Annotated in this window: 18 protein-coding genes; 6 read left to right on the top strand and 12 right to left on the bottom strand. The window is 71.5% G+C overall.

Annotated elements, in window-relative coordinates:
• Window positions 1-127 precede the first annotated feature (127 nt).
• Both FF041_RS26440 and FF041_RS26435 read left to right on the top strand, forming a co-directional pair.
• The gene (locus tag FF041_RS26440) at window positions 128-1,378 is read left to right on the top strand and encodes a wax ester/triacylglycerol synthase domain-containing protein (RefSeq protein ID WP_153525162.1); all 1,251 of its coding nucleotides are present in this window, start codon (window positions 128-130) and stop codon (window positions 1,376-1,378) included.
• Window positions 1,375-1,986 (top strand): hypothetical protein, encoded by a 612-nt coding sequence (locus tag FF041_RS26435; protein WP_153525160.1) that lies wholly within the window; start codon window positions 1,375-1,377, stop codon window positions 1,984-1,986. The genes FF041_RS26440 and FF041_RS26435 overlap by 4 nt, the downstream gene beginning before the upstream one ends.
• Before the next feature lie 269 nt (window positions 1,987-2,255).
• Here the strand turns inward: FF041_RS26435 and FF041_RS26430 are convergent, their stop codons facing one another.
• Both FF041_RS26430 and FF041_RS26425 read right to left on the bottom strand, forming a co-directional pair.
• On the bottom strand, window positions 2,256-3,326 hold the full coding sequence (locus tag FF041_RS26430; RefSeq protein WP_153525201.1) for a polyprenyl synthetase family protein: 1,071 nt from the start codon (window positions 3,324-3,326) through the stop codon (window positions 2,256-2,258).
• Window positions 3,327-3,419: 93 nt separating this feature from the next.
• Window positions 3,420-4,511, bottom strand: coding sequence for a polyprenyl synthetase family protein (locus tag FF041_RS26425; protein ID WP_323392767.1), 1,092 nt, complete (start codon window positions 4,509-4,511; stop codon window positions 3,420-3,422).
• A gap of 422 nt (window positions 4,512-4,933) precedes the next feature.
• On the opposite strand from FF041_RS26425, the gene FF041_RS26420 reads away from it, so the two are divergent.
• Window positions 4,934-5,488, top strand: coding sequence for an ATP-binding protein (locus FF041_RS26420; protein WP_153525199.1), 555 nt, complete (start codon window positions 4,934-4,936; stop codon window positions 5,486-5,488).
• Here FF041_RS26420 and FF041_RS38180 read toward each other — a convergent pair.
• From FF041_RS38180 to FF041_RS26400, 5 genes are all read right to left on the bottom strand, one after another.
• Window positions 5,474-5,632, bottom strand: coding sequence for a hypothetical protein (locus FF041_RS38180; RefSeq protein WP_194292186.1), 159 nt, complete (start codon window positions 5,630-5,632; stop codon window positions 5,474-5,476). The genes FF041_RS26420 and FF041_RS38180 overlap by 15 nt on opposite strands.
• Before the next feature lie 64 nt (window positions 5,633-5,696).
• A complete protein-coding gene (locus FF041_RS26415) occupies window positions 5,697-6,653 on the bottom strand; it encodes a cytochrome c oxidase assembly protein (RefSeq protein WP_153525158.1) in 957 nt (318 codons plus the stop codon).
• A gap of 169 nt (window positions 6,654-6,822) precedes the next feature.
• Window positions 6,823-7,848: a 6-phosphofructokinase gene (locus FF041_RS26410; RefSeq protein ID WP_153525156.1), complete on the bottom strand. Its 1,026-nt coding sequence runs from the start codon at window positions 7,846-7,848 to the stop codon at window positions 6,823-6,825.
• Between the two features lie 137 nt (window positions 7,849-7,985).
• Window positions 7,986-8,714 carry a type 1 glutamine amidotransferase gene (locus tag FF041_RS26405; protein WP_153525154.1) on the bottom strand — a complete coding sequence of 243 codons (729 nt, stop codon included), beginning with the start codon at window positions 8,712-8,714 and terminating at the stop codon, window positions 7,986-7,988.
• Between the two features lie 31 nt (window positions 8,715-8,745).
• The gene (locus FF041_RS26400) at window positions 8,746-9,984 is read right to left on the bottom strand and encodes a MurT ligase domain-containing protein (protein WP_153487499.1); all 1,239 of its coding nucleotides are present in this window, start codon (window positions 9,982-9,984) and stop codon (window positions 8,746-8,748) included.
• 114 nt (window positions 9,985-10,098) lie between these two features.
• Between FF041_RS26400 and def the strand changes: the two genes are divergently transcribed.
• Window positions 10,099-10,656, top strand: a complete 558-nt coding sequence (gene def / locus FF041_RS26395) for a peptide deformylase (protein ID WP_153525153.1) — start codon at window positions 10,099-10,101, stop codon at window positions 10,654-10,656.
• A 269-nt stretch (window positions 10,657-10,925) separates the two neighbouring features.
• Here the strand turns inward: def and FF041_RS26390 are convergent, their stop codons facing one another.
• Window positions 10,926-11,603: a TetR family transcriptional regulator gene (locus FF041_RS26390; RefSeq protein WP_153525151.1), complete on the bottom strand. Its 678-nt coding sequence runs from the start codon at window positions 11,601-11,603 to the stop codon at window positions 10,926-10,928.
• A 180-nt stretch (window positions 11,604-11,783) separates the two neighbouring features.
• Between FF041_RS26390 and FF041_RS26385 the strand changes: the two genes are divergently transcribed.
• The gene (locus FF041_RS26385; protein WP_153525149.1) at window positions 11,784-13,022 is read left to right on the top strand and encodes an acyl-CoA dehydrogenase family protein; all 1,239 of its coding nucleotides are present in this window, start codon (window positions 11,784-11,786) and stop codon (window positions 13,020-13,022) included.
• A 108-nt stretch (window positions 13,023-13,130) separates the two neighbouring features.
• Here the strand turns inward: FF041_RS26385 and FF041_RS26380 are convergent, their stop codons facing one another.
• The 3 genes from FF041_RS26380 to FF041_RS26370 are packed head-to-tail and all read right to left on the bottom strand — an operon-like array spanning window position 13,131 to window position 17,081.
• Window positions 13,131-13,616 carry a glutathione peroxidase gene (locus FF041_RS26380; RefSeq protein WP_153487505.1) on the bottom strand — a complete coding sequence of 162 codons (486 nt, stop codon included), beginning with the start codon at window positions 13,614-13,616 and terminating at the stop codon, window positions 13,131-13,133.
• Between the two features lie 32 nt (window positions 13,617-13,648).
• Window positions 13,649-14,527, bottom strand: a complete 879-nt coding sequence (locus FF041_RS26375; protein WP_153487506.1) for an acyl-CoA thioesterase — start codon at window positions 14,525-14,527, stop codon at window positions 13,649-13,651.
• Between the two features lie 40 nt (window positions 14,528-14,567).
• On the bottom strand, window positions 14,568-17,081 hold the full coding sequence (locus FF041_RS26370) for a DEAD/DEAH box helicase (RefSeq protein ID WP_323392762.1): 2,514 nt from the start codon (window positions 17,079-17,081) through the stop codon (window positions 14,568-14,570).
• 173 nt (window positions 17,082-17,254) lie between these two features.
• Between FF041_RS26370 and FF041_RS26365 the strand changes: the two genes are divergently transcribed.
• On the top strand, window positions 17,255-18,046 hold the full coding sequence (locus FF041_RS26365; protein WP_153525146.1) for a metal-dependent hydrolase: 792 nt from the start codon (window positions 17,255-17,257) through the stop codon (window positions 18,044-18,046).
• 183 nt (window positions 18,047-18,229) lie between these two features.
• Here the strand turns inward: FF041_RS26365 and FF041_RS26360 are convergent, their stop codons facing one another.
• A complete protein-coding gene (locus FF041_RS26360) occupies window positions 18,230-20,011 on the bottom strand; it encodes an ABC transporter ATP-binding protein (protein ID WP_153525198.1) in 1,782 nt (593 codons plus the stop codon).
• Window positions 20,012-20,025 lie beyond the last annotated feature (14 nt).

Here is a 20,025-nt window from a genome sequence, read left to right as displayed (position 1 = left end):
CGCGGAGCGGACGCCCCGCGCCCATCAGCTCCCGTAGCGCGGCGCGGGACCCACGGGCCCGCCGGCAGAGCCGAATGCGCGGGCGGACGGCAGGCGCTCACCGCCGTTCTCACAGAAAGACACAGGCATGACGACGCCACCCGCTCCCAACTTCGCGGATCTCATCTTCCACCGGCTGTCCGAGGAGGCGGCCCACGCCGATGTGGGCTGCACCATCGGGGTGGCGCTCCATCTGGAGGGCCCGGTCCCCAAACCGTCCAAGCTCCGGGCCGATGTCGCCGCCCGTATCGGCGCGCTGCCCTGTCTCACCCACACGCTGAGCGGCAGACCGCCGAAATGGGCGCCCGCGTACCCCGATCTGGAGCGCCACATCGGCGAACACCGCCTGTCCGAAAGCCCCGGCGCGCTGGAGGAGGCGATCCAGGAGCTGCTGCGGGAGCCCCTGCCCGCCGACGCCCCGCCCTGGCGGCTGATGGTGCTGCACGGCCATGCCCCCGGCGCGTCCGTCCTGCTCTATCTCACCCATCACGCCGTCCAGGACGGCGGCAGCGTGGTGGCGGTGCTGGAAACCCTCTTCGGCCCCCCGCTGCTGCCCTCACAGCACTCGACCACCGCCCGGATGCCCCGGATCCGCGTCCGGCAGGCATATCGCAGCATCGCCCCGATCATCCGCTCGGCCCGCCCGCACGGCTTCTGGGACTCCGAGAGCCACCCCCTCTCCACCGGCCGCCGGCTGATGTGGGCCGAGGTGCCGGTGGCCTCGCTGCGCGCGGCGGCCCGGCTCGGCAAGTGCAGCGCCAACGACGCCTATCTCACCGCCCTGGCGCACGCGATCGCGGGCTGGGCGGCCGAGCACTGGCCGGGCGCGGCGGACGCCCCGCTGCCCGTCATCGTCCCGGTCAATCTCCGCACCCCGGAGGAGGCCGTGCTGCCGGGCAACCGGTGCTTCGCCGTCCGTGTCGACCTGCCCGGCGGGCCATCGCCCCTCGCGGAGCGGCTCGACGGCGTCGTCCAGGCCACCACCCTGCTGAAGTCCGTCTCCCACCGCGCCGTACTGCACAAGATCACCGACCTTGTCCCCACCTGGCTGATGCGGCGCATCGGACTGCGGGGCCTGCGCCCGGGCTGTCTCTCCATCGGCTGCTCGTTCCTCTTCCTGCGGCACCGGCTGGAGTACGGCGGCGCCCGCGCGGTACGCGTCGCGCCCGTCATGTTCTGCCCCGAAGGCACCCCGCTGACGGTGAGCCTCGCCTGGTACGGACAGCTCGCCACCGTCTGCTTCCGGATCGACGCGGCCCTGCCCGGCGGCGACACCATCCCGGCCCGCTGGCGCAGAGCCGTCGAGGAACTGTCGACCCCCGTGGGGGAAGCGGTATGAGCGAGATCCGGGCCGGGGCCGGCGATGTCGTGGCGCGCGGGGAAGCGCGCCTCGCGGGCCGGATCAGCGACTGGTGCGAACCCAGGAACTGGATGCTGTTCGCGACCCCGCTGCTGGGCTGGCACGCCGACGGGCCCGCCGGCTGCGGCTGGGGCCTGGTGGCCGCCGTGTTCACCGGGGTGATCCCGCCGCTGCTCATCACGGCGGGCGAACGCCGCGAGCTCTGGGGCGTGCGGCTCAGGCGCAGAGCCGACCGGCTGGCCGCCGCGCCCTGGATCGTGGCCTCGGTCGCCGTCGGCACGGCGCTGCTCTATCTGCTGGGCGCGCCCGCGCCGGTCCCGGCCGTGCCCGCGGCGATGCTCGCGGTGCTGCTCGCCCTCGCGGCGATCACGACGGTGTGGAAGGTGTCCGCCCACTCGGCGGTCGCGGCGGGCGTCAGCGCCATTCTCATGCTGACCTACGGGTCCTGGACGCTGCCGCTGGCCGCCGTGACCACGGCGACCGCCTGGTCCCGGATCCGGCTGGGCCGGCACACCCCCGCGCAGGCCGTGGTCGGCGTCACCGTGGGAGCCGTGGTCGGCGGGCTGGTCTTCGCCCTGCTGCGGTAGGCCGCCTCCACGGGGGACTGCTGCGGTGGGCCGCCTCCATGGGGGTCCGGCCCGCCCGGGCCGGCGGCCCGGGCCCGCCCCCGCGGACATCCGTGTCACGCGGGGGCGAGCCCGTGCCCGTACAGCTGTGCCGGGCGCGGACAGTCCGGGCGTACAGCCATGTCGAGCGCGGACGGTACGGCCGTACCGCCGTGCCGGGCACGGACGGTCCCGGGCCGCCCCACGGCCCGTACGGCCGATACACGGCGCGGCCCGGACCCCGCCGCGTATCAGTGCGTCCGGTCCACGCTCCACAGCGGCAGCGCCTCGAAGAACGCGACCGGCTCCGCCCGCCACCACGGCCGCCAGCCCGCGGCCTCGGCGGACGCCGCCTCCGCGTACCGGCGCATGTCCGAACGGAGCGACCGCTCGATGCCCCGCTCCCCGGCGAGCTCCCGGATCCGGCCGATCGTCTCCCCGGTGCAGCCCCGGTCGCCGAGCGCGGACTCCACCATGGCCCGTTCCCGCCCTGACGTCCCGGTCAGCAGCGCGCGCACGGTGTAGGTGCGGCGGCCCTCGCGGATATCCGTGCCCGCGGACTTCCCGGTGACCGACTCGTCCCCGAAGAGATCCAGATAGTCGTCGCGCATCTGCTCATAGATCCCGACCAGCAGGGCGTACCGTCGCAGCCGCTCGTCGTACGGGGCCGGGTCCTCGCCCGCGGCCAGCAGCCCCAGCCGCAGCGGCGCGAGGATGGAGTACCGCGCCGACTTGTACTCCGTGACCGTGTGCAGCAGCTCCTCGTCGGGCAGCGGGCAGAAGTCCCGCTCCAGATCGATGACCTGGCCCACCACCGCGTCGGACGCCGCGCCCAGCTGCACCCCGATCATGGCCTGCCGCAGCTCGGCCGGGACCTCCGCGTCGAGCAGCACCTGAAGCGAGAGAAAGGCCGCGAGGTCTCCCGCCAGCACGGCCAGCCCCAGCGCGGTCCGTTCCCGGCCGGGGAACTCCTCGCGGTACGCGTAGTAGATCGAGGGCCCGCCCCGGCGTACGGGGGCGTCGTCGATGATGTCGTCGTGCACCAGCCCATGCGTCTGGAGCAGCTCGATGCTGAGCGCGGCGGCGTCGAGCCCGGGGAGATCCTCCTCGTCGGTCGCCAGCCGGGCCGCCTCGTGCAGCAGCGCGACCCGCAGCCGCTTGCCGCCCCGCAGCGACTGGTCCCGCAGCAGTTCCAGACAGCGGGGGGTGAACCGGCTCAGCGCGGGGGCGCCGATCCGCTCCCCGAGCTCGTCGAAGTAGGCCGCGAACCGTGCGTCGAACCGCTGCCGGTATCCGGCGAGCCGCTCCTGTGTCCGGGCCATGACCATGACGGCGTCGTTCAAGAGGACCCTCTCGAAGGTAGGAGGGGGGCGCGGCGGCCGGAGCACCCGGAGCCCGCGCCCGGCGGCGCTGGTTCACGCCGTGTACTGGGTGGCGGTGACGGCGAGCTCCCGCAGCGCGGCGGCTGCCGCCGGCGGGAGGGGCGCCGCGTCGAGGACGCCGAGGCACTGATGGTAACGGGCGGAGATCATCTGCTCGACGGCGTCCCGCGCCCCGGTGGAGCCGAGCACAACGCGGATCTCGGCCGCCCCGCCCTCGTCGAGGTCCGCCCGGCCCACCAGCGCGCGCAGCCGCACCCGCTGCGCCGCCGTCGCGGACCGCATCGCCAGGGCCATCAGGACGGTGTGCTTCCCCTCCCGCAGATCGTTCAGCCCCGGATCGCTGCTTCCGTCGGCGGAGCCGTACACGTCCAGCAGATCGTCCCGCAGCTGGAATGCCTCGCCGAGGGGGACGCCGAACGCCGTACAGAACTCCAGCGCCGCCTGGCCGCCGCCGCCCACGGCGACACCGAGCTGAAGGGGCCGCTGGATGGTGCCCGCGGCGGTCTTGTACCGGATGATCCCGAGGGCGGACTCGACGTCGTCGTCCACCCGCTCGGCGCCGAGTAGATCCCGGTACTGACCGAACATCACCTCCGCCAGCATCGCGTCGTTGACCCGGTGCACCGCCCGGAGCCGCTCGGCGGGCAGGCCCAGGGTGTGCAGCAGCTCCTGCGACCAGATCAGCGCCAGATTCCCGGCCAGCAGGGCGCCGCCCGCGCCGAGCCGCGCGGCGCTCTCCAGCCTGCTGTGCCGGGCGGCCAGCGCACGGTGGACGGCGGGCCTGCCGCGGCGCACGGCGGAGTCGTCGATGATGTCGTCGTGGATGAGGACGAAGGTCTGGTAGAGCTCCAGCGACGCCGCCGCCCGCAGCACCGCCGTCATATCCCCCCGGCCCCCGGCCGCGTACCAGCCCACCACACAGAGCAGGGGCCGCACCCGCTTTCCCCCCGACGCCAGGAAGTCCCGCAGAATCCTGACGACTTCCGGCGGATGGCCGCACCCGGCCGCGGTCGCCGCTTTGGCGGCGAGGAACTCCTCCGCCACCCGCTCGACCTCGTCGCGTACGACGGTCAGATCAATCGGTCCGGCGGTGCGAGCATCGGCGGTGTCAACAGCAGACGTCACAACGATCACCCTTCCAGTGCGGGACCCGGGGCACGGCGAGCCAGGGCGGCGGCCGGCAGCCGGGTCGTGGACGTCCCGTGGACGGCGCCCGCCCCGCCCGCCCCGGCCCGCGCGCGGACCGGGGCGAGACGGCGAGCGCCGGGGAAGCCGGGCCTCAGGGCCTGTCCGATGTCTGATGTCTGATGGACCAGGCGAAACCGGCGAGAACCATCGGACGGGCCCTGAGGCCCATGCCGGGAAAACGATGGGGACAACCCGGAGGACACGACATCAAAGGTGCCTTCCGCCCCCTGTTGTGTTGCGGTCATGCGTGCCCGGCGTCACCCTTGTCAGTGACCTGGAAGCGACAGGCGGTCACTCTTCGCACTCGGGGGTCCCGCACCTGGAGAGGCCCGGCCCGGTCGCGGTGAGGAGCCATGGCCATGCACGTTCAGGCCGTCTGCCGGTACACCCTGGAAGTACGGGCGACCACCGAGCGGATCCCGGGAATCCGGCGCATTCTCGCGGCGCATCTGAGGCACTGGAAGCTGGAATCGCAGATCGCACCCGTCTGCCGCGCGGTCGGCGAGCTGCTCGGCAATGTCGTACGGCACGTTCCCGGGGACAAGACCTGTGTGGTGGAGCTGCGCTGGACCGGCCGCAGACTGACCGTCTCCGTCGCCGACCGCGGGCGCGGTCTGCCGCGGCTCACCAGCTGCTGTCCGGCGAAGGGCGGGCTGGCCGCCGTCGCCGTCCTCAGCGACAGCTGGGGCACCTGCGCCACGGAGACCGGGAAGGTCATCTGGTTCAGCCGCCTGGTCGCACAGCCCGGGAATGTGCCGCGCACCGCGCACGGACCGAGACGGACCGTGCCGGAGCTCATGTCCCGGCCGCTCAGCGAGCCCTCGCAGGAACCGGACCGGCCGGGCGCACCCGCACCCGAGCCCGCGCCCGCCATGGGCCGGACGGAAGCGCGGGCGGCCTCAGGCGCCCCGTGAGGCGACCATCCCGACGGTCACCAGGCCGAGCACCACCCAGCCGAACCAGAGCCAGCCGTTGCTGCCGAGTGCCACCGTGTATCCGGTCACGACCACCAGGGCCCCGACCGTGAGCACTCCCATCGCTTTCGTGGATCCGGACATGCGCGCCCTCCTCGGACGACGGCGGTCGCCGAAGGTCATCGTCGCCCCGGACCCCCGGTTCGCGCTACCGCCCGCGGGCGTTCAGGGAGGCGAGATACGCGTTGTACGCCTCCAGCTCCTTGTCCCCGTCCCGGTCGGCGGCCCGGTCCGTACGCCTGGCCTGCCGCTGCTCGGAGCGGTACCACTGGAACACCAGCGCGATCAGCACCAGCACGGAGGGAATCTCGCTGAACGCCCAGGCGATCCCGCCCGCCGCGTTCTGATCGGCCAGCGCGTCGATGCCCAGCGAGGCCGGAGGGCTGGTGTACGCGTCGACCATCGGCTCGCTCGCCATCATCAGCGCGATGCCGAAGAAGGCGTGGAACGGCATCCCCGCGAACAGCTCCAGCATCCGCATCACATACCCCGGCCGGTGCGGACCCGGATCCACCCCCATGATCGGCCAGAAGAAGACCAGACCGGTGGCGAGGAAGTGCACCATCATCGCGATATGCCCGGGCTGCGACTCCATCAGCAGATCGAAGAGCGGAGTGAAGTAGAGCCCGTACAGACTCGCGATGAAGAGCGGAATGGTGAACGCGGGATGAGTCACGATCTTCATATAGCGGCTGTGCAGCAGGGCGAGCAGCAGCTCCCGCGGCCCCTTGCGGCCCCGGCCCGCCACCGGCAGCGCACGCAGCGCCAGCGTCACCGGCGCGCCGAGCAGCAGCAGGATCGGCGAGATCATGCTGATGATCATGTGCTGCACCATATGCACGCTGAACATGACCATGCCGTAGTCGTTCAGCTTGGTGCACATGGCCAGCGCCACCGTCAGCACACCGCTGACGAAGAAGACGGTACGGCCGATCTGCCAGGAGTCGCCGCGCCTGCGCAGCCGCACCACACCCCAGCCGTACAGCGCCAGCGCCAGCAGACAGCCGGTCAGGAAGAACGCGTCCGGGGAGAACTCAAGCCCCCGGGCCAGCGTGAACGGCGGAAGATCCATCTCCATCGATGATCCGTGCCCGCTGTGATCCATCCGCCGGCTCCTGTTTCGTCCTGGTTGTGCCCTTGCCGGGACCAGAGTAGAACCGCCCCCGGTCGCGGCTGCGACCGGGGGCGGCTCAGTGGCGTACGGGGGCCGGTTCAGTGGCCTGCGGAGCGGCTCAGTGGTGTCCGGGTGGCGGCTCAGTGGCCTCCGGGGCGGCTCACAGCACGCACTGGGCCTCGGCGTACCGCTCGGCCGGGACGGTCTTCAAGGTCTCCACGGCCCGCGACAGCGGCGCCATCGTGATCTCCGTGCCACGGAGCGCGGTGAGCATGCCGAACTCGCCGCGGTGCACCGCCTCCACCGCGTGCCAGCCGAAGCGGGTGGCCAGCACCCGGTCGTACGCGGTCGGTGTGCCGCCGCGCTGGACATGGCCGAGGATCACCGGCCGCGCCTCCTTGCCGAGGCGCTGCTCCAGCTCGACGGAGAGCTGCCGGGCGACGCCCGCGAAACGCTCATGGCCGTAGACGTCCTTGCCGCCCTCGTCCCAGTCCATGGAGCCCTCGCGGGGCTTCGCGCCCTCGGCGACCACCACGATGGCGAACCGCTTGCCCGCCGAGAACCGCTCGCCGACCCGCGCGGTCAGCTCGCCGATGTCGAAGGGCCGCTCGGGCACCACGATGGCGTGCGCGCCGGCCGCCATGCCGGAGTGCAGCGCGATCCAGCCGGTGTGCCGGCCCATGACCTCCACGATCAGCACCCGCTGATGCGACTCCGCCGTGGTCTTCAGCCGGTCGAGCGCCTCGGTGGCGACCCCCACGGCGGTGTCGAAGCCGAAGGTGACATCGGTCGAGGCGATGTCGTTGTCGATCGTCTTGGGCACGCCGACGATCGGCAGTCCGCCCTCGGAGAGCAGATGGGCCGCCTTGAGCGTGCCCTCGCCGCCGATCGGGATGATCGCGTCGAGGCCCAGATCGGAGACATGGCCCTTGGCGCGTTCCACACCGTCGCGCAGATGCTCGGGACGGACCCGCGAAGAACCGAGGATGGTGCCGCCGCGCGCCAGGATGCCGCCCACCGCGTCCAGGTCGAGCTTGCGGTAGTCGCACTCCAGAAGACCCCGCCAGCCGTCGTGGAAGCCGATGACCTCGTCACCGTGGTCGACGACTGCGCGATGCACGACGGAGCGGATGACGGCGTTCAGGCCGGGGCAGTCGCCGCCGGAGGTGAGCACACCAATGCGCATTGCCCGAAATACCTTTGCAACGTGGGCCGACTCCCGGACCACGTCGTCCGGCTGGATCCCCGTCACCCTACCGGCGCGGGGTGGCGCAAATCGAATGGGGCGTCCCAACTGGTGGGACGCCCCAGGGAACGCTCGGATCAGGCGGGCTGAGAAGCGGAGCTGATGCGCTCGTTGCGCAGCGCCTCGTACCAGCGGTCGTCCGTGGGCGGGAGGGCGTTCACATCGAGGGCCAGCTTCAGCAGCAGATCGGCGATCTGCGGATTGCGGGCCATCACCGGGCCGTGCATATACGTGCCGAAGACGGTGTCGTTGTACGCGCCCTCGGTGCCGTCGCCGGTGCCGTTGCCCCGGCCGATGACCGTACGGGCGAACGGGCGGGCCGTGGGGCCGAGGTGGGTGATGCCCTGGTGGTTCTCGAAACCGGTCAGCTGCGGCAGACCGAACCGCGGGTCGATGTCGGCCAGTACGTCGCCGACGCACCGCTCGCCCTCGCCGCGGGTGGACACCACGTCGATCAGCCCGAGGCCCGGCTCCCGCTCGCCCAGGTCGTTGATGAACTCATGACCCAGGATCTGATAGCCCGCGCAGACCGAGAAGATGATCGCGCCGTTCTCGGCGGCGCGGTTGAGCCCGCCGTCGCGGCGCAGCCGCTCGGAGGCCAGCCGCTGGGGCCGGTCCTCGCCGCCGCCGATCAGATAGATGTCGCCCGAGGTGGGGATCGGCTGGTCGCTGCGTACGTCGATACGCATCACATCGAGACCGCGCTGCCGGGCCCGGCGCTCCACCACCAGGGCGTTGCCCTGGTCGCCGTAGGTGCTGAGCAGATCCGGGTAGACCCAGACCAGACGCAGACTGCTGTCACTCATGCTGTTACGTCCTCTCTTCGGGACCCGGGGGTCAGTTGCCGACACGACGGCGCACATCCTGGAAGGCGGTGTAGTTGGCGATCAGTTCGATCCGTCCGGGCGGGGCGCTGCGGACGGCCTCGTCCACGGTGTCGCAGACCCGGAAGTCCAGACCGGCGACCTCCAGACGGACGGCCAGGTCGAGCCGGCGGTCGCCGATCACGAAGATCGGGTGCCCGGCGAGCCTGGTGTAGTCGACGTCCCAGAGCCAGGAGGTGTCCGTGCCGTCCGCGCCACGGGCGTTGACGGCCAGGATGACCGGCGTCGGCGGCGGGTCGATCAGCGAGAAGGTCTCCAGCCAGCCGGCCGGGTTCTTGGCGAGCAGCAGCCGCAGTTCGCGGTCCATGAAGCTGACCACGTCGTACCGTCCGGCGACGGCCTGTACGGAGTACATCCGCTCCAGGGCGACCTGCGGGGGCACGCCGAAGCAGGCCGCCACGGCCGCGGAGGTCGCGGCGTTCGCCTTGTTGGCGCGGCCCGGCAGCTGGAGGCGGATCGGCCAGGCCGAGCCGTGCGGATCGAGGACGTAGTCGCCGTTCAGCACCCAGCTGGGGGCGGGGCGGCGGAAGCCGCACTCGCCGCAGAACCAGTCGTCGCCGGGGCGCTGCATCACACCGCCGCAGGACGGGCAGGACCAGGCGTCGTCCTTCCACTCCTGGCCGGCCGCCACCCACACCACGGTGGGGGAGGAGGAGGCGGCCCAGACGATCAGCGGGTCGTCCGCGTTGGCGATGACGATCGCCTTGGACCCGGCGAGTCCCTCGCGCCACTTCTCGGCGAGCATCCGGGTCTCCGCGGCGCGGTCGAGCTGGTCGCGGGAGAGGTTGAGCAGCGCGATCGCCTTGGGGGTCACATCGCGGGCGACCCCGGCGAGGTACTTCTCATCCACCTCGATGACGCCGAATCTGGCGTCCGATCCGCCCGCGAGGGCGGAGGTGATGCCCGCGGGCATATTCGCGCCGAGCGCGTTGGACACGACCGGTCCCGCGGCGCGCAGCGCCTCCGCGATCAGCCGGGTGGTGGTGGTCTTGCCGTTGGTGGCCGACACGAGGACGACGTCCAGGTGCTGCGCCAGTCGCCCCAGCAGATCGGGGTCGAGCTTGAGCGCGACCCGGCCGCCGATCACCGAACCGCTGCCGCGTCCGGCCGCGCGGGAGACCGCGGCAGCGGCTCTGCCCGCCGTCACGGCGAGCTTGGCGCGCGGCGTCAGTGGCTCCGAGTTGCCTGACATCGTCCTTGATCCTCCTTGCATCGGTCGGCCCAAGCCTATCCAGGTCCGGGCCCCGGCCCGAACCTCGGCACCGCCCGGAGCGCGGAGGTCATGGCTGAACGTACGCTTGCGGCCATGCGAAACCGTCCTATCCCCGGCAGTTCCGGACTCGTGCGGCCCATGAGCCTGCTCGGGGACACGGCGCTGCACACGCCCTGTGAGAGTGTCACCGACTTCGGTCCCGCGCTCGGAGAACTCGTTAATGACATGTTCGCGACCATGTATGCGGCTCAGGGAGTCGGGCTCGCGGCGAATCAGGTGGGCGTCGGGCTGAAGGTGTTCGTCTACGACTGTCCGGACGACGACGATATCCGCCATGTCGGACATATCGTCAATCCGCGGCTGGTGGCGGCCGACGGGGTGGCGGTGCGGGGGCCCGAGGGGTGTCTGTCGCTGCCCGGTCTCGAAGCGGGGACGGAGCGGTTCGACCGGGCCGTGGTGGAAGGGGTGCTGATGGACGGGAGCCCGGTGCGGGTGGAGGGCACGGGGTTCTTCGCCCGGTGCCTCCAGCACGAGTGCGACCATCTGGACGGCATGGTCTATCCGGACCGGCTGCACGGCTGGCGCAGGGCCCGGCTGGCACGGGCGGTCCGCCGGGCTCCCTGGTCGTCGCCCGGCGTCCCGGCCCGGTGAGCGTCCGGTGAGGGCCCGGGGCGCGGCGGAGCGCTCCGGGCGTGGGGCGGCTTGAGGGAGCCGGGGATCGCCAAGGGGTCCGGCCCGGTGCACGGTGGAGTACGGGGGCGGCTTCAGGTGGTCCGGACCGCCTTCAGGAGCGGGGTGCGGCGCAGTGCGCAGGGGCGGCTTCAGGATCCGGACGGTCATCAGGGCCCGGACCCCCGACAGGCCCTAGGGGTCCGGACCGGACCGGTCCGGACCGGGGCACGTGGGGCTCCGGGCGGGGTTCAGAAGCCCGGACCGCCCGCCTTGTCCGAGACCGCCGCCAGCCGGCCCCACAGCAGATCCGCGAGGCATCGCACCAACTCCGCGCGGGAGCAGGGGCGGTCCCCGAGCCACCAGTCGCCTGCCGCGTGCATCATGCCGACGATCCCGTGCCCCCACACCCGCGCCAGCCGCTCGCCCTCAGGGCCCAGCTCCACCCGGTCGTGGATCACCTTCGCCAGCTCCTCGCCCAGCCGTCTCAGCAGCGGCGCGGAGTGGCGGCCGACGTCGAAGCCCGTCTCCCCGCTCCCGGCCCCGGCCGCCGCCCCCGTCTCCGGCTGCGGCGTCTCCGCCGGGTGCATGAGGAAGCGGTACACCTGCGGCCGGGCCTCGATCGCCGCGAGATAGGTGTCGAGCGTCGCCTCGACCCGCTCCCGCCGCTCCGCGGGCGCGTCCAGCGCCAGCCGCAGCGAGTCGAGCAGGGCGTCGGTGTGCCGCTTGGCCAGCGCCCGGTAGAGCCCGCCCTTGTCGCCGAAGTGCCGGTACAGGATCGGCTTGGTGATCCCCGCCTCCGCCGCGATGGCGTTCATGGACGCTTTCGGGCCGTCCCGGAGCACCACCCGATCCGCGGCTTCCAGCAGCTCCCGGCGGCGCTGCTCGGCCGGCCGGTCCCGTTCGGACGGCTGCTGTCTGGTCTCCATAGGCCCTTCTCCCCGCCCGAGCGATTCCGTGACGCCTGCGCAAACTAACACCCCCGCCGCTCGGCCGGGGTATCCCCCCGGAGTCGGTTGACACCCTCTACCACCCGGTAACAGACTGCGGTTACCGCAAGTAACAAGTGTGGTCGAAAGACGGCGGGACACCGCAGTACTGGAGGGGATATGGCCGGGTTCACGCTCGAACTCAACGATGACCAGAAACAGCTCCGCGACTGGCTGCACGGCTTCGCGGCCGAGGTGATCCGTCCCGCCGCGGCCGAGTGGGACGAGCGGGAGGAGACCCCCTGGCCGGTCATCCAGGAGGCGGCGAAGGCCGGAATCTACTCCCTCGACTTCTACGCCCAGCAGTACTTCGACCCCACCGGCCTCGGCATCCCGATAGCGCTGGAAGAGCTCTTCTGGGGCGACGCGGGCATCGCCCTCTCCATCGTCGGCACCGGACTCGCCGCCGTCGGCGTCCTCGCCAACGGCACCGAGGAACAGATCGGCACCTGGGTTCCCCAGATGTACGGGGACGCCGACGACGTCAGACTCGCCGCCTTCTGCTCCTCCGAACCCGACGCGGGCTCGGACGTCGGCGCGATGCGCACCCGGGCGGTCTACTGCCGGGCCACGGACGAATGGGTGCTCAACGGCGCCAAGACCTGGGTGACCAACGGAGGCATCGCCCATGTCCATGTCGTCGTCGCCGTGGTCGACCCGGAGTGCGGCTCCAAGGGCCATGCCTCCTTCATCGTCCCGCCGGGCACCCCCGGGCTGAGCCAGGGCCAGAAGTTCAAGAAGCACGGCATCCGCGCCTCCCACACCGCCGAGGTGGTCCTCGACGACGTCCGCATCCCCGGCCACTGCCTCCTCGGGGGCAAGGAACGACTCGACGAACGCCTCGCCCGCGCCCGCGAAACAGCCCGCGAAACCGCCGGCACACCGAGCGAGCGGGTGAAGAACGCCGCCATGGCCACCTTCGAGGCGTCCCGCCCCGCCGTCGGCGCGATGGCGGTGGGCACCGCCCGCGCCGCCTACGAGATCGCGCTCGACTACGCCGGCACCCGCACCCAGTTCGGCCGGCCCATCATCGACAACCAGGGCATCGCCTTCCAGCTCGCCGATATGCGCACCCGGATCGACGCCGCCCGCCTCCTGGTGTGGCGAGCCTCCTGGATGGCCGCCGCCGGCAAGCCCTTCACCTCGGCCGAGGGCTCGATGTCCAAGCTGTACGCCAGCGAGACGGCCAAGGACGTCACCGCCCGGGCCATCCAGATCCTGGGCGGCAACGGCTTCACCCGCGAGTACCCGGTGGAGCGGATGCACCGGGACGCGGCCATCTACACGATCTTCGAAGGCACCAGCGAGATCCAGCGGCTGGTGATCGCCCGCACTCTGTCGGGCCTGCCGATCCGCTGAAGCGGCCCGGGGACCGGGGACCGGGACCGCCCGGCCCCCGGACCACCGCGAGCGCGCCAGAGCCAGGGCCAGGCGGCCGGGACCTCGACGAGGCTCCCTACAGCAGCGTTACAGCAGCGCCTCGATCGCCGCGACGACCTCGGGCGACTCCGGCTCCGTACCCGGCCGGATCCGCGCCACGACCGCGCCGTCCCTGCCGATCAGGAACTTCTCGAAGTTCCACTGCACATCGCCGGCCGCGCCCTCCGCGTCCGCGGACTTCGTCAGCTCCGCGTACAGCGGATGCCGCCCGGGCCCGTTCACCTCGCTCTTCTCCAGCAGCGGGAAGGTCACCCCGTAGGTCGCGGAGCAGAACGTACCGATCTCCTCCGCGCTCCCCGGCTCCTGCCCGGCGAACTGATTGCACGGCACGCCGACCACGGTGAACCCCCGGTCCCCGTACCGCTGCTGGAGCCGCTCCAGCCCCGCGTACTGCGGCGTCAGACCGCACTGGGACGCCACATTCACCACCAGTACCGCCTGGCCCCGGTACTCCCCGAGAGAGGCCGGCTCACCGGTGAGCGCACGCAGCGGAATGTCATACAGGACGGTCATCCGAACTCCTCTGAAGTGGGAAAAACAGCTGATCAGCCAGTCAGTGGGCGGAAGAGCCCCTCCTGCACCACCGATACGATCAACGCGCCCTCACGGTTGTAGATACGGCCGCGCGCCAGCCCCCGCCCGCCCGTGGAGACCGGGGACTCCTGGTCGTACAGAAACCACTCGTCGGCCCGGAACGGCCGGTGGAACCACATCGCGTGGTCCAGCGACGCCATGTCATAGCCCCGTCGGCCCCAGAGCGGCTCCACCGGGATCCGCACCGCGTCCAGCAGCGTCATATCGCTCGCGTACGTCAGCGCGCAGGTGTGCACCAGCGGATCGTCCCCCAGCGGGCCCACCGCCCGCATCCACACCGCGCTGCGCGGATCGTCCTCCTTCTCCTTGATCTCCGCGGGAGTCCAGCGCAGCCGCTCGGTGTAGCGGATGTCGAAGGGCAGACGCCGCGCCATCCGCTCCAGCGCCTCGGGCAGCGCCCCCATGTGCTCGCGGACCTCCTCCGCGACATTGGGCAGGGACTCGGGATCCGGGAAGTCCAGCCGGGGCGGCAGCTGATGCTCGATGCTGCCCTCCTCCGGGCGGTGGAAGGACGCGGTCAGATTGAAGATCGTCCTGCCCTGCTGGATCGCGGTGACCCGGCGGGTGGTGAAGGAGCGGCCGTCCCGCACCCGCTCCACCTGGTAGACGATCGGCACCCCGGGACGGCCCGGCCGCAGAAAATACGCGTGCAGGGAGTGCACCGGGCGCTCCCCGTCCGTGGTGCGCCCGGCCGCGACCAGCGCCTGGCCCGCCACCTGTCCGCCGAAGACCCGCTGCAGGGACTCGTTGGGGCTCAGCCCGCGGAAGATGTCGACCTCGATCCGCTCCAGATCGAGCAGATCCACCAGACGCTCGGCCGGGTTCGTCATCGGACGTTCTCCTGTGTCTCGAACGGTTTCTCGGGGGCGGTCAGAGCTGTCCGACCGAGGTGACGCGGACGACCGCGCGGCCCTCCTCGTCGGAGGCGGCCAGATCGACCTCCGCGCTGATGCCCCAGTCATGATCGCCGTTCGGGTCGGCGAAGATCTGCCGGACCCGCCAGAGACCGTGGGCCTCGTCCTCCTCGATCAGCAGCAGCTTCGGGCCGCGCGCGTCGGGGCCGGTGCCCAGCTCCTCGTACTCGTCCCAGTACGCGTCCAGCGCCTCGCCCCACGCCTCCTCGTCCCAGCCGGACTCCGCGTCCAGCTCGCCGAGGTCGCCCGCCCGGTCCAGCGCGGCTAGCTCCACCCGCCGGAACATGGCGTTGCGCACCAGCACCCGGAAGGCGCGGGCATTGGCCGTGACCGGCTTGACCTGGTCGGCCTTCTCCTGGGCCTGCTCGGCGGTCTCCACCTCCGGATTGGCCAGCTGCTCCCACTCGTCCAGCAGGCTGGAGTCCACCTGGCGCACCATCTCGCCGAGCCAGGCGATCAGATCCTCCAGATCCTCCGACTTCAGATCGTCCGGGATGGTGTGCTCCAGCGCCTTGTACGCGCCCGCGAGATAGCGCAGCACGATGCCCTCGGTCCGGGCCAGCTCGTAGAACGAGGTGAACTCGGTGAACGACAGCGCCCGCTCGTACATGTCGCGGATGACGGACTTCGGCGAGACGGGGTGGTCGCCGACCCACGGATGGCTGGTGCGGTAGAGCTCGTACGCGTGCCAGAGCAGCTCCTCCAGCGGCTTGGGATACGTCACCTCCTGGAGCCGCTCCATCCGCTCCTCGTACTCCACGCCGTCGGCCTTCATCAGCGCGACCGCCTCACCGCGCGCCTTGTTCTGCTGGGCGGCGAGGATCTGGCGCGGATCGTCGAGCGTGGACTCCACGACCGAGACCATGTCGAGCGCGTACGAGGGGGACTCCGGGTCCAGCAGCTCGAAGGCGGCCAGCGCGAAGGTGGAGAGCGGCTGATTCAGCGCGAAGTCCTGCTGGAGGTCGACGGTGAGCCGGACGATACGCCCCTGGGCATCCGGCTCGTCCAGCCGCTCGACCACCCCGCCGGCCAGCAGCGAACGGTAGATCGCGATGGCGCGGCGGATATGGCGCAGCTGGTTTCTGCGGGGCTCGTGATTGTCCTCCAGCAGGCTGCGCATCGCGTCGAAGGCATTGCCGGGCCGGGCGATCACCGACAGCAGCATGGTGTGCGTGACCTTGAAACGCGAGGTCAGCGGCTCGGGATCGGAGTCGATCAGTTTGTCGAAGGTCGTGTCCGACCAGGCGACGAAGCCCTCGGGGGCCTTCTTGCGGACGACCTTCCGCCGCTTCTTGGGGTCGTCGCCCGCCTTGGCGAGCGCCTTCTCGTTCTCGATGACGTGCTCGGGGGCCTGCGCGGCGACCAGACCCGCCGTGTCGAATCCCGCCCGGCCCGCCCGGCCCGCGATCTGATGGAACTCACGCGCCCGCAGGGTGCGCACCCGATTGCCGTCGTACTTGGTGAGCGCGGTGAACAGCACGGTGCGGATCGGAACGTTCACCCCGACGCCCAGCGTGTCCGTGCCGCAGATCACCTTCAGCAGCCCGGCCTGGGCCAGCTTCTCGACCAGCCGCCGGTATTTGGGCAGCATCCCGGCGTGGTGGACGCCGATGCCATGGCGTACATAGCGCGAGAGATTGCGGCCGAATTTCGTGGTGAACCGGAAATTGCCGATCATCTCGGCGATCTGGTCCTTCTCCTCCCGTGAGCACATGTTGATGCTCATCAGGGACTGCGCCCGCTCCACGGCCGCCGCCTGTGTGAAGTGCACGATGTAGACGGGGGCCTGCCGGGTGTCGAGCAGCTCGGTCAGCGTCTCCGTGATGGGGGTGCGCCGGTATTCGTACGACAGCGGGACCGGGCGGGTCGCGGACCGTACGACGGTGGTGGGGCGGCCGGTGCGCCGGGTGAGGTCCTTCTCGAAGCGGGAGACGTCGCCGAGCGTCGCCGACATCAGGATGAACTGCGCCTGCGGCAGCTCCAGCAGCGGAATCTGCCAGGCCCAGCCCCGGTCCGGCTCGGCGTAGAAGTGGAACTCGTCCATCACCACCTGGCCGATGTCGGCGTCCTTGCCGTCCCGCAGCGCGATGGAGGCGAGCACCTCGGCGGTGCAGCAGATCACCGGCGCGTCCGCGTTGACGGAGGCGTCGCCCGTCAGCATGCCGACGTTCTCCGTGCCGAAGAGCTTGCAGAGATCGAAGAACTTCTCCGAGACCAGGGCCTTGATCGGCGCGGTGTAGAAGGTGACCTGGTCATGGGCGAGCGCGGCGAAATGCGCGCCGGCCGCGACCAGGCTCTTTCCGGAGCCGGTGGGGGTGGAGAGAATCACATTGGCCCCGGAGACCACCTCGATCAGCGCCTCTTCCTGAGCCGGGTAGAGCGAGATGCCCCGATTCTCGGCCCAGGAGGAGAAAGCCTCGAAGAGGGCATCGGGGTCGGCGTCAGGCGGCAGCTGATCAATGAGGGTCACACCCCCCATCTTGCCTGTCCTCCCCCCGGTTCGGGGAACCGGGCGGCGGACAGAAGATCACGAACGATACGCTGGCCAGTCAACTGGGCCCGACGGCACGGGCGACGGGGCTCATCGCGATGGGCGACGGCCGTCCGTGCGGCGGCGGGATCGACGGGGCGGGGAAACGAATCATGATGGGACCGGCGCACTCGCTGTCCGGGGCGGCCGCCTGGCTGGGGGTGGGGGCGGCGACCGCCGCGGCCGGCCACCCCATGCCCTGGCCGGTGCTCGTGGTCGGAGCGCTGGTCTGCGCGGGGGCCGCGCTCGCACCGGATCTCGACCACAAGGCGGCGACGATCTCCCGGGCCTTCGGGCCGGTCTCCCGGATCCTCTGCGAGATCGTGGACAAGCTGTCGTACGCGGTCTACCAGGCGACCAGGAAGCCCGGGGACAAGCGCAGGACCGGCGGTCACCGCACGCTGACCCACACCTGGCTGTGGGCGGTCGTGATCGGCGCCGGGGCGTCGGCGCTGGCGGTCGCCGGCGGCCGGTGGGCGGTGCTCGCCATCCTCTTCGTCCATCTGGTGCTGGCCGTGGAGGGTCTGCTCTGGCGGGCCGCGCGGGTCTCCAGCGATGTGCTGGTCTGGCTGCTGGGCGCGACCAGCGCCTGGATTCTGGCGGGGGTGCTGGACCAGCCGGGCAACGGCTCGGACTGGCTGTTCACCGGGCCCGGCCAGGAGTATCTCTGGCTCGGTCTGCCCATCGTGCTGGGCGCGCTGGTGCATGACATCGGGGACGCGCTGACCGTCTCGGGATGCCCGATCCTCTGGCCGATACCGGTGGGGGGCAAGCGCTGGTACGCGCTGGGCCCGCCGAAGGCGATGCGCTTCCGGGCCGGCAGCTGGGTGGAGCTGAAGGTGCTGATGCCCGTCTTCATGATCCTCGGCGGGGTGGGCGGCGCGTCCGCGCTCAATGTGATCTGAGCGCCGCCCAGCTCGCCGGGATGGCCGTGCCCGAGCAGTCGCACACCGTCAGCGCCATGAACAAGGCGGAGCTCGTCGGCGTCTGACCCGCCGGGGCGGATGCCGGGCCTCTGCCGGGCGGGCATGGACGGAACGGAGGCCCGGGACACACCGTGTGTCCCGGGCCCCTTCGGTAGATCGCCGCTATCCGTGCCAGGACCGCCAGAGCGCCGCGTACGCGCCGTCCACCGCGACCAGTTCGTCATGGCTGCCCAGCTCGCTGATCCGGCCCTCCTCCACCACCGCTATCACATCCGCGTCATGGGCGGTGTGCAGCCGGTGCGCGATCGCGACCACCGTACGGCCGTCCAGCACCCGGGAGAGCGACCGCTCCAGATCGCGCGCCGCGCGCGGATCCAGCAACGAGGTCGCCTCGTCCAGCACCAGGGTGTGCGGGTCCGCCAGCACCAGCCGGGCCAGGGCGATCTGCTGGGCCTGCGCGGGCGTCAGAACGATTCCCCCCGAGCCGACCCGGGCGTCGAGCTCCTCGGGCAGCGCCCGCGCCCAGCCGGCCGCGTCCACCGCGGCGAGCGCCGCCCACAGCTCCGCGTCCCCGGCCCCGGCGCGGGCGAGCAGCAGATTGTCCCGCACCGTGCCCACGAACACATGGTGTTCCTGATTGACCAGGGCCACATGCTGCCGCACCCGCTCGGCGGTCATCCGCGACAGCTCCGCGTCGCCGAGCGCCACCCGGCCCGAGCGGGGCGCGTAGATGCCCGCGAGCAGCCGGCCCAGGGTCGACTTCCCGGCCCCGGACGGTCCCACCAGGGCGAGTCGGGTGCCCGGAGCCACGTCCAGGGAGACCTGGTGGAGCACATCCACTCCCTCCTGGTAGCCGAACCGCACGTCCTCCGCGCGCACATCGCGGCCGTCCGGCCGGATGTCGTGATCGCCCGCCGCCGGCTCGATCTCCCGGATGCCCACCAGCCGGGCCATCGAGACATGGGCCACCTGGAGCTCGTCGTACCAGCGCAGAATGGTGGCGATCGGGTCCACCAGCATCTGCGCCAGCAGCGCGCCCGTGGTCAGCTGGCCGACGCTCATCCAGCCCTGGAGGACGAACGAGCCGCCGATCAGCAGCACCGAGACCAGCACCGTGGTGTGGGTGAGGGTGATGACGGGGAAGAAGACCGACCGCAGAAACAGGGTGTACCGCTCCCAGCCGGCCCACTCGGCCACCCGCTGGTCGGAGAGCGCGATCCGGCGGTGACCGATCCGGTGGGCCTCCACGGTCCGCCCCGCGTCCACGGTCTCGGCGAGCACGGTGGAGACCGCGGCGAAGCCCGCCGCCTCGGAGCGGTAGGCGATCGGACCGCGCTTGAAGTACCAGCGGCAGACCACGATCAGCAGCGGCAGGGCCACCACCACCGAGAGCGCGAGCGGCGGCGCGGTCAGCGCGAGCCCGCCGATCAGCACAGCCGCCCACACCACACCGATGGTGAGCTGGGGCACGGCCTCGCGCATGGCGCTGGCGAGCCGGTCGATGTCGGTGGTGATACGCGACAGCAGATCGCCCGTGCCGGCCCGCTCCAGCACCCCCGGCGGCAGCGCCACCGACCGTACGAGGAAGTCCTCGCGCAGATCGGCGAGCACCTCCTCGCCCAGCGTCGCACCGCGCAGATGCATCATCCTGATGAACACGCTCTGCACGACGAGCGCCACCGCGAACACCGCGACGGTGCGCCCCAGATGCAGCTCCCGCGCTCCGTCGCTCAGCCGCTCCACCAGGGAGCCCAGCAGATGGGGGCCGACCATGGACGCGATCACGGCGACCGTGTTGAAGGCGACCAGCAGCACGAAGGCGCGCCGGTGCCGCCGCATCAGCTCGCGGACGTAGGCGCGCACGGTGGCGCTGCTGCCGATGGGCAGCGTGGGGGCCGACTCCGGCGCGGCCGGGTCGTACTCGGGCGGTGTCACCCGGAGCATCTTCCATCCCTTCA

It is taken from the genome of Streptomyces jumonjinensis (assembly GCF_009600885.1).
GTDB classification, from domain to species: domain Bacteria; phylum Actinomycetota; class Actinomycetes; order Streptomycetales; family Streptomycetaceae; genus Streptomyces; species Streptomyces jumonjinensis.
This window is presented reverse-complemented; position numbering and strand designations above follow the sequence as displayed.

Excerpts from the sequence above, each read along its gene's own strand:
- FF041_RS38180 (WP_194292186.1), bottom strand. The coding sequence starts at position 5,632 with ATGTCCGGATCCACGAAAGCGATGGGAGTGCTCACGGTCGGGGCCCTG.
- FF041_RS26430 (WP_153525201.1), bottom strand. The coding sequence starts at position 3,326 with ATGGCCCGGACACAGGAGCGGCTCGCCGGATACCGGCAGCGGTTCGAC.
- FF041_RS26420 (WP_153525199.1), top strand. The coding sequence starts at position 4,934 with ATGCACGTTCAGGCCGTCTGCCGGTACACCCTGGAAGTACGGGCGACC.
- FF041_RS26375 (WP_153487506.1), bottom strand. The coding sequence starts at position 14,527 with ATGACGAACCCGGCCGAGCGTCTGGTGGATCTGCTCGATCTGGAGCGG.
- def (WP_153525153.1), top strand. The coding sequence starts at position 10,099 with ATGCGAAACCGTCCTATCCCCGGCAGTTCCGGACTCGTGCGGCCCATG.
- FF041_RS26380 (WP_153487505.1), bottom strand. The coding sequence starts at position 13,616 with ATGACCGTCCTGTATGACATTCCGCTGCGTGCGCTCACCGGTGAGCCG.
- FF041_RS26415 (WP_153525158.1), bottom strand. The coding sequence starts at position 6,653 with ATGGATCACAGCGGGCACGGATCATCGATGGAGATGGATCTTCCGCCG.
- FF041_RS26400 (WP_153487499.1), bottom strand. The coding sequence starts at position 9,984 with ATGTCAGGCAACTCGGAGCCACTGACGCCGCGCGCCAAGCTCGCCGTG.
- FF041_RS26390 (WP_153525151.1), bottom strand. The coding sequence starts at position 11,603 with ATGGAGACCAGACAGCAGCCGTCCGAACGGGACCGGCCGGCCGAGCAG.
- FF041_RS26385 (WP_153525149.1), top strand. The coding sequence starts at position 11,784 with ATGGCCGGGTTCACGCTCGAACTCAACGATGACCAGAAACAGCTCCGC.
- FF041_RS26435 (WP_153525160.1), top strand. The coding sequence starts at position 1,375 with ATGAGCGAGATCCGGGCCGGGGCCGGCGATGTCGTGGCGCGCGGGGAA.
- FF041_RS26365 (WP_153525146.1), top strand. The coding sequence starts at position 17,255 with ATGATGGGACCGGCGCACTCGCTGTCCGGGGCGGCCGCCTGGCTGGGG.
- FF041_RS26440 (WP_153525162.1), top strand. The coding sequence starts at position 128 with ATGACGACGCCACCCGCTCCCAACTTCGCGGATCTCATCTTCCACCGG.
- FF041_RS26360 (WP_153525198.1), bottom strand. The coding sequence starts at position 20,011 with ATGCTCCGGGTGACACCGCCCGAGTACGACCCGGCCGCGCCGGAGTCG.
- FF041_RS26410 (WP_153525156.1), bottom strand. The coding sequence starts at position 7,848 with ATGCGCATTGGTGTGCTCACCTCCGGCGGCGACTGCCCCGGCCTGAAC.
- FF041_RS26405 (WP_153525154.1), bottom strand. The coding sequence starts at position 8,714 with ATGAGTGACAGCAGTCTGCGTCTGGTCTGGGTCTACCCGGATCTGCTC.